We start from the raw sequence: 13,382 nt of genomic DNA, 5'->3' as shown, positions 1-13,382 counted from the left end.
AAAAGAATGATAATGAAAGCAGTTTTAAATAACTTCCTCCTGTACTGTTGTTGTTGAGGCAGCATATAGCAATCCGTTATCAGCTATAACCGGATACGCATACCAACCCAATTCACAAATTTTTAGACAACCTGTAAAGGATATTAAATATCCTAATGGATTTTTTATGGACTTCCGCATCACTAAACAAACAATCAAATATCAAATTATGAAAAAAGTATTACTTTTCATCCTCCCATTTTTGCTTTCGGCAAGCTTTACTTTTGCTCAAAGCCAGATAACGGGTATTATAAAGGGGGCGAATGGTGCTCCTGTACCCAATGCCACTGTGCTCATCAGAGGCACAAAAATCACTACACTGGCTAATGATAAAGGTGAATTCAGCATCAGTACAAAACAGGAGCCCCCATTCTATCTTCAAGTCAGCTCCGTTGGCTATAAAGCCCAGGATTTTCAGATCCTGAAATTTCAGGATACGCCTTTGGAATTAACCCTGGTTGAAAATGCAGAGCTGGACGAAATTGTTGTAACTTCAAGAAGACGGTCGGAGGTTTTACAGGATGTGCCCATCGCAATCACAGTTATTGGTGGTCAGGCTGCAGAAAACGCAGGGGCATTTAACGTTAACCGTTTAAAAGAACTGGTACCTTCAGTACAGCTCTATGCTTCAAACGCAAGAAACACTACACTTAACATCCGGGGATTGGGCTCAACATTTGGATTAACCAATGACGGTATTGACCCGGGAGTAGGTTTTTATGTTGATGGAGTTTACCAGGCCCGTCCTGCAGCTACTTCTACAGATTTTCTTGACATAGAACAGATAGAAATCCTGCGTGGCCCACAGGGCACCTTATTTGGTAAAAATACAACCGCGGGTGCCTTCAACATCACCACCACAAAACCGACCCTGGTTCCAACAGCAAAAGTTGAACTGAATGTTGGAAACTACAATTTTATACAAGCAAAAACTTCGGTTTCAGGTGCGGTAGCAAAAAATCTTGCAGCAAAGTTAGCCATATCGGGTACTCAAAGAGATGGTACAATTTACAATACCAGAGAAGAACGCAGATACAGCGGCCAAAACAACCTTGGTTTTAAAGGCGCTTTGTATTTTACGCCCTCAGATAAATTACAGGTGTTGTTAAGCAGTGATGTAAGCATTCAGCACCCGGCAGGCTATCCACTGGTAATTGCCGGTGTAACTGCTACAGAAAGAAGCGCTTACCGTCAGTATGCCAAAATTGTTTCTGATTTAGGATATCAGCAACCTAAAATAGACCCTTTTTCAAGAGAGATCAACACCAATACGCCATGGAAACAGGATCAGTCAATTGGCGGGATATCTTTAAATTTGGATTATAAGATCGGAAACGGAACACTTACTTCAACTACCGCCTGGAGATTCTGGAACTGGGATCCTACAAATGACAGGGATTTCTCTGAATTGTCGGCCCTAACCAAATCACAAGGTAACTCGCGTCATGACCAGTATTCTCAAGAAGTGAGATATGCTGGTAATCTCACAGAAAAATTAAGCGGGGTGATCGGTGTATTTGCGCTTGCCCAGAATTTGAAGGGTCTGTCCCAGACTGAAGAAGTGGGTAAAGATCAATGGAGATTTGTACAAACAGCTGCAACCGGTGCTCAGGCAGGGTACACTACACCTGGTCTGCTGGATGGCTTTGGCATCAAAACCAATTCAACCATCAAATCGTTAAGTGCGGCTATCTTTGCACAGGCCGATTGGGAATTTATAGAACACCTGCATGTTTTACCTGGTTTAAGGTTCACTTACGATAAAAAAGATGTGGATTATGACAGGGTAACTTATGGCGGTCTTCAAACTACTGACCCTGCTCTGCTTGCCCTTAAAGCTGCTGTGTATGCCAATCAGCAGTTCAATACCAGTACAGATAACAATAATTTGTCTGGAAACATTACCTTGTCCTACCGTCCTACTACCAAGTTAAACGTTTATGGAACTTTCTCTACCGCCTATAAACCAGTTGGGGTGAATGTTGGGGGCTTGCCAACTACCAGCACCGGAGAAGCAGATCTATCTCTTGCTGTCGTAAAACCGGAATATGTTCAGCACTATGAGTTCGGTTTAAAAACAAAACCTGTGAAAGGTGCGATTGTAAATTTAACCGCCTTTAATACAGATATTAAAGATTACCAAACCAATGTACAATCTCCTCAGCTGGGTGTAAACAGGGGGTATCTTGCAAATGCAGAAAAAGTGAACGTAAAAGGTCTGGAAGTTGATGGAAGTTACCAGCTGGAAAGGTTTTTAACTTTAAATGCAGCTGTAGCTTACCTGGATGGTAAATATAAAAAATTTACCAATGCACCGCTACCTTTGGAAGAAACCGGCCATACAGAACTTGTTAATGGCGTAGCTACCCAGGTGGCCTTTAAAGATGCTTCCGGAGGACGATTGCCGGGGATCTCTAAATGGAATGCTTCCGGTGGTGCCGAATTTAGTACTCCTGGCAAAGTAGGTACAAGAGACGGCAGGTTTTTTATTGCAGGTGATATCAGCTACCGTTCAGAATACTCTTCAAACCCAACACCTTCAAAAGTATTAAATGTTGATGGTTATACCCTGGTGAACGCAAGGATTGGATTCAAATCAGATAAAATCTCCATTTTTGGCTGGAGCAGAAATATTGGAAATACCAAGTACTTCGAACAATTGCAGGCAGCAGCAGGTAACTCCGGTTTGTATGCAGGTGTACTTGGCGACCCAAGAACTTATGGGGCTACATTGCGTTATGCTTTTTAAAAAACAGGCCCTTGTATAAAAAAATTCCCGGCCTTGTGTCGGGAATTTTTTATTTAAGCCTAAAGGTACTCAGCTAAGCTCCAGCTCACCCAGATACACACTCGTACTTACCATATCCCCTTCCACATTGGCATACTGCATCCAGGCGTGTACCCTATCACCTGCAAAATTTTCCGGCAGCTGCAATACCATTTCCTTATCCTGCCTGTTTGCCACATTTTGAAAGGTCACAAATTTCTCTTTTTGCGGATTGTATATGATAAAGCTGGCCTTGTCATTGGCATTGCTAAATACCGATTCCGGACCGTTGTCCCATTTAATGCGCAATACCGCATTTACCAGACATAAAACTTCCAGTATCCAGGACACCAATAACTCGCCCCGGCTAAATATGGCCTTTTTAAAGTCAATCGCCACTTCCTGCCCATTGTCAGTCAAGGCTTCCTTCATGTGGTAGCTTACTGCCCTGTTCATCGCCGTTTTATAGCCTGTCAGTATCTGAAAGCCGATATTGATCAAGCTTAGTATAGGCCTTAACCAACCTGTAATTACGCTAAACTTCAGGCGCTGGTGCAGCTGTTTTACCGTAGGTGGTTTTGTAGTTTCCGGCAGGCTTCGTAGGTAATCTATACCTTTATAACTTGCACCAACCACATTGCCAATTTTCCCGGATACTGCTCCGTTTATTCCATTTTTATATCTTGCCATAATGCTTTAATTGTTAATTATCCAATCTGCATAAACTTTAATCGTTCGCTTATGCCTTAATCTTTGATACACCCCCGTACCTTCCCTGCTTCCATCTGGTGATGAATTTCCCTCAATGCTGTAAATCCAGTTATCCTTAACCTTTTCAACCAGGCCTACATGCGCAATCCTTTTCAGGCTCGGAAACCATATCCCAAACACATCTGCAGGCTTGGGTTCCTTTACAATCCTCGAAGCCGGAAACATTGCAGGCGACCAGGCCGTCCTGGGCTGGGCATAACCAGCTTTCCCAAAAACAAAAGAAACATAACTGGCACACCATGGAGCTGGCACTTTAATCCCAGTATAAGACAGATATTCCCTTACCCGCTTGCCATCATTATTACCCCTCAGCTCTCTTATTCCTACCTCTCCCCGTGCAACCTTTAGCACGTCTTGTCTTACATCACCGCCACTAAAGCCCCAATTGCTGCCAGCAGCAACAAAGCAAAACAGGCAAAATAAAATCCTAACTGTTGCCATAACTTTAACTCCTTATATCCTAAAACCATACTATTCAAATCCGGTAAACCAGCATTTACCCAAAACCTTTGCAACAACCACCAGCACAAAGCCAGCATCAGTAAAAAGCTCATTGCGCTTAGCAGTACCAGCAACCAGATGCTTTGGTCAATATACCCCATTGTACCATCACCATACACCATTAATTTTGGCAGGGTAAACCAGGCCAGCAGCATAATTACCATTATTAAATAAGGTTCAATATCCGGTACCCTCACCGGCATTCTAAAATTCAATGTTTTCATAAACTTTCTTTTTAATAAATGGGGCTGGCCATTCCCAGCCCCATAAAAACTAAAGCACTATAAACTCCCCTACATAAACACTGTTAGAAACCACTTTTCCATCCGCACTTACAAAAGAGATCCATGCATGTACCCCATCACCAGAAAAGTCGCCCGGTACCGACAATACATAAGCCTCTGCCGATCTTGGCGCAGCAGCAACCAGTGTAACCAGTTTGTCCTTGGTTGGGTTATAAACCAGCAAAGTTGCCTTATCCGTACCATTAGTACTGTCAGGCTCAGCATCATTCACCCAGGCAAAGTCAAGCTTAGCGGCAAGGGTAATGTTTACTTCAGCCCCTTTTGGCGCCAGCAAATCACCTGCACTAAACACTACCTTCTCAAAATCAAGCGCGTAATTCAAGCTGCTCGTACCAGTAATGGCATACTTCAGGTGATAAGAAGTAGCGGCGTTCATCGGGGTGATCCCATTGTTGAATTTCTGGTAGCCTACATTGATCAAAGCTTTAATCCGCTTTAAGAACAACGATACCAGCACCATTTTGGCCCGTACATTTAACTGTGCTTCTGTTGGGTTATCTTCACCAACATCAGGTAAACTGCGTAAATAGTGAATCCCGCGCCAAATTGCGCCAATTACCGTTCCCACCTTTCCTCGAAATGGGCCGAGGATGCCCTTTTTGTATTTTCCCATGTCTTTTAAATTTTATGGGTTCATTGACGTTTGCAACCTTTTTAAGCTGTGGTTAGCAACGATAGCATCAGCATTTCTTTATTACCTGTAAAACTGGTAAGCTGGCATCCGGTCTATCATCCTGTTTATGGCATTCCTAAACTCTTCCACACTTCCACGCCAGTCAAACGGCACTACAAGCCGCTCGTTGCAACCCAGCTTTTCCAGCCAAAGCTCAAGGGCAACCATCCCTTTTACAACACGGCAATTCAATATCCATTCCAGGCCTTTCAGGTTGGTCAGCCGATAAGCACAATCCTGGCTGGCCCCGGTATCAATGGCCATAATCAGCTGTTTCATCCTGCCCGCAAACTGAAGCGCAGCACACATTCTGTCTATCCGGGCCGAAACATCCCCATACTTTAAAACCAGGCTCCCCAGGTTGTCCTTCATTAAATACAGGTTTAACAATAGTAAATGTTTACTCATCATCTTCTCCTTTCTTTTTTAATTATCTTATTAACACGCCTCCTCTTACTCCGGCAAATCCAACTCATACCTGGTCAGGTATTGCCCTGCCACTGCATACAAGCTGTTCCCCAATGCCTTAAAACTGCTTATGGGTACATCCTTATATTTGGGCAGGTAAAACGAATAACAGTATACCTGTTTCTCCAGATCATACACATCTATTGCCGCACTTTTCCTGAACAAGGTCAGATCCTCATCCCTGCCCATCAGTTTCGATTGCACAAATAAATATTTGCCCTGGTTTGAACAGTTTGCATTTACCATTAAAGTGGGCGAAGCAAAAGTGAATGATTTTTCAGAACGTACCTGATCTACCTTAAACCGGGCCGAATCAATCGGGTCTATCGTCTTTATTTTCTTTACCAGGTTCAGGTTCGTGTCTATCAGCAAAATCTCGTTGCGGTAATGGTACACATAGGTCAGCATGTGCAGCTGCCGGTTATACCTCAGCATACCGTCCGTACAAAACAGACCATCTACCTGCTTTTCAAATATCCCGGTATTGCTCATGCTTTCTCCGTTCCCTGTTACCTTACGCAAACTATTGGCCCGGGTATCGGTGTCTATAAAACGGAAAAACATCGTTTGTGTACCCAAAGGTTGCAGCTGTGCAAAGTATGGCGCCTTTATCCCATACACCGCTGCCTTCCAAACACCCGTCATGCCTTTCAGGATGCTGCGTTCCAATCCATTGTACAGGTAAAAAGAACCAGAATCTACATAAGCCTTATAGCTGCCCTTTAACTTTACCTCCTGCCTGTTCAGCTCAAGGTTAATGCTTACCGTATCCTTTAATAAAGGTCCAACCTTCAGCAAATGGCCAATGGCCGTTCCACTGGCCAGGTAAACCGAACTTCCAGCCTCACCGGCCAGGTAATACGAATTGTATTTTATATCGATGGCCTTATGGCCTTTAACCACCCCAAGCAACTTCCTTTTAAAATTATAGGTAGCAGCACGCTGTTTAACCGCATAGCGGATGGTTAAATACAGAATAGGTAAAGATGAAAGTACAGCAACAATGATCAGCAAGTAGATAAATTTTTTCATAGATTTCATTTTGAGGGTAACCAACCCGCCAAACCATTTGGTTCAGCGGGCATGTACAGTTATCAAAAACTAGTTTTGTCTGTACAGTGGAATGGTACAAAGGCCAGTCTCTGTATCCTGCAGGTAAGCATCACCTCCGGCCAGCAGCTGGCAGGCATTGCCCGTGTAGTTTACATCACAGGTGCCAATTACATTGCCTGGGGTAGTACACTCACCCTGGTCATTGTAAGGCGATCCCAGTAAAACACTTGTTGTTGGTTTTGCAGTCGCAAACACAGTGCTCACAGCAACACAGGCCACTGCAACGAGCATTAAAAATGGTTTTTTCATTTTGTTTAAATTATAAGATTAATGCCTACTCTTTTTAAATCAGGCTTTTCGGCTTCCACCTGTTCAACGCGCATTGAATATTTTTAAACCGCTTCATCCTCAACACAGCCCAGCCCTATCCAGCTTAACACCACAAAGCCCATGTTAAACAGCAGGTGCACATCCCAGCTCATGTCCTCAAAAACACCACCGCAATGGCATACCGGCCTGTCAACAAACCTAGCTATCACCATGATGTACAAGCTAAACATGATCATCAAGCCATAGCTGGCCCAAAGGGCTGGCAGTAAAGTCCGTTTAAACGCCAAACCTATAGCAATCAAAATCTCAACCGCAGGCACAAGCAGTGCAATCAGCAAAGTAAAATCCGAAAGTATAGGCGATTGGGCCAGCTGCACCTTAAACTTTTGAAAGTCATGCAGCTTGCTAAACGCTGCGTATAAAAACAGCAGGATAAACAGATACCTGATCGCATCCAGCAATACCATACACCAAAATCTTTTATTCAATTTTATCATGTTCAAATTATTTTAAACCCAGTTTTAAACGCTTCAAACCCGCCCTCCCAGTCAAACAGCATCGTCCCGGTAGTCTGCTCTGTTTTCAACTTCAACCCCAAATACACCCGGTTATCAGCAAACCTCAATTCAAACCTATACTTCCTGCCCTGCACATCAGCCAGCGTAAAAAGGCTGTGTGGCTTGGCTCCCGCATCCACCGACCTGATGAACTGTACTACCTCTGCTGCCAAAGGAATAGCATCCAGCAATCCGTTAATTTTGTAGTGTTTCATTTTTGTTTTCAGTATCATACTTCCCGTCACCATGCTGTCTAAATAAATCTTTACCTCCAAAGGATTACTCATAAATTATATCTGGTTAACGATGTAAAAGTAAGGCAGATCAAAAAAAGGCCCGGGTGCAGGTGCACCCAAAAGCCTAGTATTTTAACAAACCTTTATTTTTTAAATTACGCCGGTTTCTTTTTAGCGTATCCTTGCTGATATCCAAAAAACAGGCAATACAGGCATCCCTTATCGGGCTTTTCTTTGGTGGCAGCAAGCCTTTGTACCTTTTGTAAAATTCAAGGATCCGCGTTTCTATATCTTCTATCCCTAATAATGAAGCACGCGACTGCTCCTTGGCCGCATTGTGTTTAGATGAGGTTTTAAAGGCAAATGCTTTCATACCATCCCAATGCTTATAAACAGCATCCATGCAGGCACTGCTGATGCTCCACAGCAGGGTATCCTTACAAAGCCAGATGCAATAAGGCGATACTTGCTGCCGCATAAAGCAGTCCATTGCCACAATGCTGTTTTCGCGGTAAATGCGAAACAGGTACCTGTCCTGTTCATGGTTGTAGCCATATACCAACACAAAGCCACGCACTACATAATAAGCTTTTTTGGGTATTTTGTTTTCTTCTTCAATCCGGCAGGCTTTGTTACAAAGTGCCTCTACTATCATGTTTTTCCACAGATAGTCTTCCAGCCCCGCAGGCAGCGGTATATCCGGGTCTATGCTTTTCAGCAAGGCCATCAGCCTTGCAAAAGCGATTTTGTTGTTTAACATTTAAGATAACGTTAACTGTTTGTTTGCCGCTATAGCTTTCCTTTTTAACAGCTATACCTGGCACAGTGCGCAAGGCACCCTATATTTCTCTCTTTTTATCATAACACAAGTCCACAACCCAATTCAAGCCATCCCGTACCTTTTCTGTCAAAAAGATACCTGCAACAAAGAGCATGTTGGTTAATCTTGCCCAAATCTGGTTCTTCCTTTTCAGCGCTGCTTCCTCCCAAAAAAACTCTATTTGCCGGGCAATCGTATCCCTGAATACCTGGTAGTCGCGCGGGTTGTTAAGGTCCCTGCCGGCAATGCTGCTCCTGTTGCGCCGGGCATGCCATACCGGATAATAGATCCCACCCAGCATAGAACAGATCCCCGACCTGAAATCCACACCTGTACCCTCAAAATAAGGATCGCTCAGGGCCAGCAAGGGTTCCATATCCTTTTCCAGCTGTACCGACAGGCTGTGCATCAGCGGATCCCATACCCTTACCTGCTCAAAAACAATCCCCTGCACCTCCAGGTCGGCAGCAAACTGGTCAAAATTGCTTTGCATCATTTCAATAAACATCAGCTTTACCTCTCCGGCACTGGCCATTTCGGGCAGCATAAATTTTTCAAAGTTCCGTTTCCGGTAATCCCTTAATTCAATATACCTGGCCTTCAGGCCATTCAAACTGCCAAAGCGTTTGTTTATCATCCCCGGGTCCATACCTATCATTCTGGCTACCCGTGTAGCGGTAATGGCTGCAAAGCCATCTTCACGCACAATCTGCCCGGTCGCCTCCAGGGCCTCCCTTTCCGTTCGTTCCGGATCCCTAATTTTGTTCTTTTTCTTTTTTGTTACCATACCTTATTGCTTTTGTTCCATGTTAAATAAATGTTAAATAATTTGGAAAGCGAAGGTAAAAGGTATTTTCAGCATAACCTTTGCGTTAAGGGGCATTATTTCTGTTCATTTTTACTGATAATCAGATGGTTATACCAAAAATAAAGGCGTAACAATCCCCTCAGCTTCAGGCTGTTTTTTGTTCCGCCTGTAAGCGGGTTTAGGGGAAATAAAATTGCATCCGGATTCAGGTGCAGCGATGAGTGTAGCGTTATTTCATATTTGGTTTTTTTAAAATAATTTTTCCAGTTCGGTGATAAAGCCAACCACATCCATTACTACGGCGTAGTAAACCAGGTCTTCAGGGTCCTTTTCCGGTTCAACGGTAACCAGTATCGCAAAGGCCATTTCCATAGCCTTTACCAGCGCTCCGCTTTGCTGGTATTCCCTGGCCCGCCGCATCAACACTGTGCTTACTTCTCTTATCCCTTCTTTTGCTATTTCATTTAACTCACCCCAGCGCTGCTGATAAATGATCAGCCCTTTCAGCAGGCAAACTGTTTCTGCGTAACTAAAGTCTAAAAAACGGAATATCATTTTGTGCAGCAAGATCCGGTCGTCCATGGCATATTCATGCAGGGTAAGCAAATGACCTTTTTCCGGCAATTCTGCAAGTACTTTTTCCAAAGCAGCAATGTATGGCAGTATGTTCATTTATTCAGTGTTTCCCTTCATGATATGGTATCCTGCTGTGCCGCCAGTCAGCCAGGCAAACAACATGTTCAGGTCAATTTCCATCACATCATCCAGCAGTTGAACTTCCATTTCGGCTAAAAAAGCATCCAGGCCAAACTCTGCCATCATCTGTATTTCGCGAAGGGATCCGGCTGTATTTTTCAATGTGGTAGATACCACTACGATGTTATCACCATGCAGGTCAACCTCAACTCCGTCGGCAGTTGTAAACTGGTTTGCATTTGCCCAGAAACGGGCCAGTAAAATATTTTTATCAATCATAAGTTCAATTTGTTATACACTTTATCATAATTTTTCTGCCTGTATTTCCAATATTTTGATGTGATGCGATTAAAAAAACCGGGAGCTGCCTATACCCCCGGTTCCATTACTAAACTATGTTTATGAAAGGAGAGCCGTTAATTTCACCGCCGCTCAAAACAAGCCAGCAATCTTTTCTGCAAACCCATCACTTCTATATTGGTCAACCTCAGTTTCTCTTTCAGCTCCTCGTTCTCCTGGTGTAACACCATTTCATCCTCATCCAGCAACCAGCAAACCTTTACGCCCAGTATAACAGCCAGTTGCCTTAACCTGCCTAGTGTCAATTCCGTCATTCCGCATTCAACCTTACTATAAGCCGGCACGGAAATATCCAGCTGCGCTGCCATATCGCTCTGTGTCCAGCCCCGCTTTTTCCGCAAAGCCCTCAGCTTTTGGCTAACGTTGATGTCGAACATAACCTAATTCAAAACTATTTGCATATCGGGTGTGGCATAGCTAAAGTCCATGTTCCTGATGCTCATAGCAATTATTCTTTAGCCCGGTTTTGATCAATCGCCGCCTGAAAGGCCTGTCTGTCACTTTCACTGATGCCGCTGCCAAACTTTTCCAGGTAAGCCGAAGCCACCGGAACATAAGCAGCCCAATCCTTCTGGTTGTACAAATGGATGGTCCTGGCCCTCAAAAACATTTCCTCTCCCGGCAAACCATAAGGCTTTATCGCAGCTTCTACTGCATTCCAATCCGGTTTGCTGTCCGCTTTGGGCACAAAACCAGCAATCACATCCGCATAAATCACATTCATCGCCTTTACATATGCAGTACGGTCTGTACCGGCCTGTTTCAGCAAAACAGCAAAGCCCTTATCTGTCACCTTTTTGGTCATACCTTCCATAAAGGCGTTGTCCTCTGCCGAATAAGGTGCTTTCAAAGTATTCATATATTCCGTTCCAAACCTGGCCGTACCGGCCTTATCGCCCGTTTGCCCAGCCATCATCACCAGCTTTTTCAGAAAGGCAGGATCCTTTTTGCCTTTTAAATACTCCTCAATCGCTTTGGCATAAACCACACCCGGCTCCGTCAGATCCGCATCTTTAGCCGAAACCAACTTTGTCATGGCCAGCCAGGATGGCGCGGCAACCTCCGGGTTCAGGCCCTTATGGATCTCCCTCAGTTCCGCAAAAGGGACCTTTATCACCTCCCGGTCATAGGTCATCAGCCCGTTCTGCTCTCCCTCCACATCAAATGGCTGGGTGTAGATGGAGGCAGACAGACCTTCTTTTTCCAGCAGTTGCAGATGCTGGTTCATGATCCTATACTTGGCCGCCAGTGCAGCAGGCTTTTCCTGGATGTATCCCCATGCCGAGCCACTTAACCATTGGTGATCAGGGATAAACACCCCAATGCCACCAAACTCACCCAATACCCGGGCTTTACCCGGCATAGCAATTGCATTCATCGGATCAGGATAAGCATGCACATCGGTCATATCTGCCGCTACATAAGGGTTTTCCCTGGCTGCACGCAGCTTTTCGTTTACATACAACAGCTCACCCGAGTGACCGTTCACTATCCTCGATGGGTCGTTCCCTTTCATCCATTTGGTCAGGCGTTCCTGGTCATATTGCCCCCAGGCCTCGTTAAACAATACCCATGTGGTTATGGATGGGTAATTGTGCAGTTGCGCCATGGTCTCCTTGGCCCCTTTTTCAAAAGCAGCCTTTGCACCCTCGGGCAATCCCTGGTTGGGGTTTACCATATCCTGCCATACCAGCATGCCTATTTTATCCGCATGGTAATACCAGCGTGCAGGCTCTACCTTAATGTGCTTGCGGATGGTATTGAAACCCATTGCTTTTATGGCCCTGATGTCAAAGGCCAAGGCCTCATCCGTAGGGGCAGTGTACAGGCCATCGGGCCAAAAGCCCTGGTCCAAAGTACCCAGGTTAAAATAGGGCCTGTTGTTCAAAAATATCCTGTCCACACCTGCAGCGTCCCTGGCCACACTGATCTTCCGCATGCCGAAATAGCTTTTAACTTCGTCATCACCTAGCTTAACCGTAATGTCATACAAATGCGGGTTACCTGGGCTCCATAACTTTGCATTAGGTATTTTTATTGTACCCTTAGCCCCATCGTTCGTCATCTCGAGGGAAGCAAAGCGACGAGAGATCTCTTGTTTAGACACTGGATCATAAACAACAATTTCGGGCTTACCCTTTCCCTTCACCTCCAAATTCAACACGCCCTTATCCACATCCGGTGTCATCACCAGTGCTGCTATCGAAACCTCTGGTACCACCTCCATCCATACCGTTTGCCATATCCCGCTACTTGGGGTATAATAGATATTCTCCGGTTTCAGCACCTGCTTGCCATGCGGGCCAATACCCTCACCCGTTGGGTCAAAAACCTTTACTACAATCTCATTATTGCCCGCTTTCAGGGCAGCTGTAATATCAAAACTAAACTCGGTATAACCGCCTTCATGTTCGCCCAGCAAAGTTCCGTTTACATACACCCAGCACTGGTAATCAACCGCACCAAAGTTCAGCTTTACTTTTTCTCCGGATTTAATATCGGGACGAGCAAATGAGCGTTTGTACCATAAGTTTTGCGAGGGCAATAATGCTTTCTTCACACCCGAAAGGGCCGATTCCAAAGGATAAGGCACCAGGATCTTACCATCAAAAACAGCAGGCTGCGCAGCATCCTTAGCCGTAATGGCATAATCCCATAAGCCATTCAGGTTGGTCCAGCCACTCCGTACCATTTGCGGGCGTGGATATTCTTTTAGCGCGTTAACAGGGCTAACCTGAACAGCCCATCTGCTTTGGATGGCAACAGGTTGCATTTTGTATTGGCTATAAGCCATATCAGAAAAAGTCGTAAATAACAGTGCGGTCACAATGCCGCATCCCAGGATCTTCATTTCAGTTTAATAAATGGTTAGTTCAAGTAAACTCAAAAATACACCATCAAGACACCCGGCTGTTGCACTTTTTATTTCGATCATGGCACTTTTTTCCATGCAGGGTTCAATCGAAAATTTATTTCAGAATTTCTGACCAGTATAAAC

16 protein-coding genes are annotated in these 13,382 nt (G+C 44.6%); 1 reads left to right on the top strand and 15 read right to left on the bottom strand.

Going from position 1 to position 13,382, the window contains the following annotated elements; all coding sequences use genetic code 11:
* Nucleotides 1-208: 208 nt before the first annotated feature.
* Nucleotides 209-2,788, top strand: a complete 2,580-nt coding sequence (locus HDC92_RS08240; protein ID WP_183873705.1) for a TonB-dependent receptor — start codon at nucleotides 209-211, stop codon at nucleotides 2,786-2,788.
* 69 nt (nucleotides 2,789-2,857) lie between these two features.
* Here HDC92_RS08240 and HDC92_RS08235 read toward each other — a convergent pair whose 3' ends face one another.
* The 15 genes from HDC92_RS08235 to HDC92_RS08165 all read right to left on the bottom strand — a co-directional run bounded on the left by HDC92_RS08235 (nucleotide 2,858) and on the right by HDC92_RS08165 (nucleotide 13,235).
* A complete protein-coding gene (locus HDC92_RS08235) occupies nucleotides 2,858-3,496 on the bottom strand; it encodes a DUF6266 family protein (RefSeq protein WP_183873703.1) in 639 nt (212 codons plus the stop codon).
* A 6-nt stretch (nucleotides 3,497-3,502) separates the two neighbouring features.
* Nucleotides 3,503-4,018, bottom strand: a complete 516-nt coding sequence (locus HDC92_RS08230) for a CHAP domain-containing protein (protein ID WP_255484486.1) — start codon at nucleotides 4,016-4,018, stop codon at nucleotides 3,503-3,505.
* Nucleotides 3,937-4,302: a hypothetical protein gene (locus HDC92_RS08225; protein WP_183873701.1), complete on the bottom strand. Its 366-nt coding sequence runs from the start codon at nucleotides 4,300-4,302 to the stop codon at nucleotides 3,937-3,939. Before HDC92_RS08225 ends, HDC92_RS08230 begins: the two co-directional genes overlap by 82 nt.
* 49 nt (nucleotides 4,303-4,351) lie before the next feature.
* Entirely contained in the window at nucleotides 4,352-4,996 is a 645-nt protein-coding gene (locus HDC92_RS08220) for a DUF6266 family protein (protein WP_183873699.1), read from the bottom strand.
* Nucleotides 4,997-5,077: 81 nt separating this feature from the next.
* Nucleotides 5,078-5,428, bottom strand: coding sequence for a hypothetical protein (locus tag HDC92_RS08215; protein ID WP_143715721.1), 351 nt, complete (start codon nucleotides 5,426-5,428; stop codon nucleotides 5,078-5,080).
* 81 nt (nucleotides 5,429-5,509) lie between these two features.
* Entirely contained in the window at nucleotides 5,510-6,556 is a 1,047-nt protein-coding gene (locus HDC92_RS08210) for a hypothetical protein (protein WP_183873697.1), read from the bottom strand.
* Between the two features lie 69 nt (nucleotides 6,557-6,625).
* Nucleotides 6,626-6,886, bottom strand: coding sequence for a hypothetical protein (locus HDC92_RS08205; RefSeq protein WP_015807649.1), 261 nt, complete (start codon nucleotides 6,884-6,886; stop codon nucleotides 6,626-6,628).
* An 83-nt stretch (nucleotides 6,887-6,969) separates the two neighbouring features.
* Complete coding sequence (locus tag HDC92_RS08200; RefSeq protein WP_183873695.1) at nucleotides 6,970-7,404, bottom strand: MauE/DoxX family redox-associated membrane protein; 435 nt, start codon at nucleotides 7,402-7,404, stop codon at nucleotides 6,970-6,972.
* A 2-nt stretch (nucleotides 7,405-7,406) separates the two neighbouring features.
* The gene (locus HDC92_RS08195) at nucleotides 7,407-7,751 is read right to left on the bottom strand and encodes a hypothetical protein (RefSeq protein ID WP_183873693.1); all 345 of its coding nucleotides are present in this window, start codon (nucleotides 7,749-7,751) and stop codon (nucleotides 7,407-7,409) included.
* A gap of 73 nt (nucleotides 7,752-7,824) precedes the next feature.
* Nucleotides 7,825-8,460, bottom strand: a complete 636-nt coding sequence (locus tag HDC92_RS08190; RefSeq protein WP_183873691.1) for a Crp/Fnr family transcriptional regulator — start codon at nucleotides 8,458-8,460, stop codon at nucleotides 7,825-7,827.
* 79 nt (nucleotides 8,461-8,539) lie between these two features.
* On the bottom strand, nucleotides 8,540-9,307 hold the full coding sequence (locus HDC92_RS08185) for a TetR/AcrR family transcriptional regulator (protein ID WP_183873689.1): 768 nt from the start codon (nucleotides 9,305-9,307) through the stop codon (nucleotides 8,540-8,542).
* Nucleotides 9,308-9,577: 270 nt separating this feature from the next.
* The gene (locus tag HDC92_RS08180; protein ID WP_183873687.1) at nucleotides 9,578-10,000 is read right to left on the bottom strand and encodes a hypothetical protein; all 423 of its coding nucleotides are present in this window, start codon (nucleotides 9,998-10,000) and stop codon (nucleotides 9,578-9,580) included.
* Nucleotides 10,001-10,303, bottom strand: a complete 303-nt coding sequence (locus tag HDC92_RS08175; protein WP_183873685.1) for a hypothetical protein — start codon at nucleotides 10,301-10,303, stop codon at nucleotides 10,001-10,003.
* 143 nt (nucleotides 10,304-10,446) lie between these two features.
* Nucleotides 10,447-10,761 (bottom strand): helix-turn-helix domain-containing protein, encoded by a 315-nt coding sequence (locus HDC92_RS08170; RefSeq protein WP_015807641.1) that lies wholly within the window; start codon nucleotides 10,759-10,761, stop codon nucleotides 10,447-10,449.
* 71 nt (nucleotides 10,762-10,832) lie between these two features.
* A complete protein-coding gene (locus tag HDC92_RS08165; protein ID WP_183873683.1) occupies nucleotides 10,833-13,235 on the bottom strand; it encodes a glycoside hydrolase family 2 protein in 2,403 nt (800 codons plus the stop codon).
* Nucleotides 13,236-13,382 lie beyond the last annotated feature (147 nt).

Origin of the sequence: Pedobacter sp. AK017, assembly GCF_014200825.1 — a bacterium.
Taxonomy (GTDB): domain Bacteria; phylum Bacteroidota; class Bacteroidia; order Sphingobacteriales; family Sphingobacteriaceae; genus Pedobacter; species Pedobacter heparinus.
This window is presented reverse-complemented; position numbering and strand designations above follow the sequence as displayed.

What these genes read in the sequence shown, in the direction of transcription:
- HDC92_RS08230 (WP_255484486.1), bottom strand. Translation starts at nt 4,018, where the DNA reads ATGGCAACAGTTAGGATTTTATTTTGCCTGTTTTGCTTTGTTGCTGCT.
- HDC92_RS08225 (WP_183873701.1), bottom strand. Translation starts at nt 4,302, where the DNA reads ATGAAAACATTGAATTTTAGAATGCCGGTGAGGGTACCGGATATTGAA.
- HDC92_RS08200 (WP_183873695.1), bottom strand. Translation starts at nt 7,404, where the DNA reads ATGATAAAATTGAATAAAAGATTTTGGTGTATGGTATTGCTGGATGCG.
- HDC92_RS08185 (WP_183873689.1), bottom strand. Translation starts at nt 9,307, where the DNA reads ATGGTAACAAAAAAGAAAAAGAACAAAATTAGGGATCCGGAACGAACG.
- HDC92_RS08180 (WP_183873687.1), bottom strand. Translation starts at nt 10,000, where the DNA reads ATGAACATACTGCCATACATTGCTGCTTTGGAAAAAGTACTTGCAGAA.
- HDC92_RS08220 (WP_183873699.1), bottom strand. Translation starts at nt 4,996, where the DNA reads ATGGGAAAATACAAAAAGGGCATCCTCGGCCCATTTCGAGGAAAGGTG.
- HDC92_RS08165 (WP_183873683.1), bottom strand. Translation starts at nt 13,235, where the DNA reads ATGAAGATCCTGGGATGCGGCATTGTGACCGCACTGTTATTTACGACT.
- HDC92_RS08170 (WP_015807641.1), bottom strand. Translation starts at nt 10,761, where the DNA reads ATGTTCGACATCAACGTTAGCCAAAAGCTGAGGGCTTTGCGGAAAAAG.
- HDC92_RS08175 (WP_183873685.1), bottom strand. Translation starts at nt 10,303, where the DNA reads ATGATTGATAAAAATATTTTACTGGCCCGTTTCTGGGCAAATGCAAAC.
- HDC92_RS08210 (WP_183873697.1), bottom strand. Translation starts at nt 6,556, where the DNA reads ATGAAAAAATTTATCTACTTGCTGATCATTGTTGCTGTACTTTCATCT.
- HDC92_RS08205 (WP_015807649.1), bottom strand. Translation starts at nt 6,886, where the DNA reads ATGAAAAAACCATTTTTAATGCTCGTTGCAGTGGCCTGTGTTGCTGTG.
- HDC92_RS08240 (WP_183873705.1), top strand. Translation starts at nt 209, where the DNA reads ATGAAAAAAGTATTACTTTTCATCCTCCCATTTTTGCTTTCGGCAAGC.
- HDC92_RS08195 (WP_183873693.1), bottom strand. Translation starts at nt 7,751, where the DNA reads ATGAGTAATCCTTTGGAGGTAAAGATTTATTTAGACAGCATGGTGACG.
- HDC92_RS08235 (WP_183873703.1), bottom strand. Translation starts at nt 3,496, where the DNA reads ATGGCAAGATATAAAAATGGAATAAACGGAGCAGTATCCGGGAAAATT.
- HDC92_RS08190 (WP_183873691.1), bottom strand. Translation starts at nt 8,460, where the DNA reads ATGTTAAACAACAAAATCGCTTTTGCAAGGCTGATGGCCTTGCTGAAA.
- HDC92_RS08215 (WP_143715721.1), bottom strand. Translation starts at nt 5,428, where the DNA reads ATGAAGGACAACCTGGGGAGCCTGGTTTTAAAGTATGGGGATGTTTCG.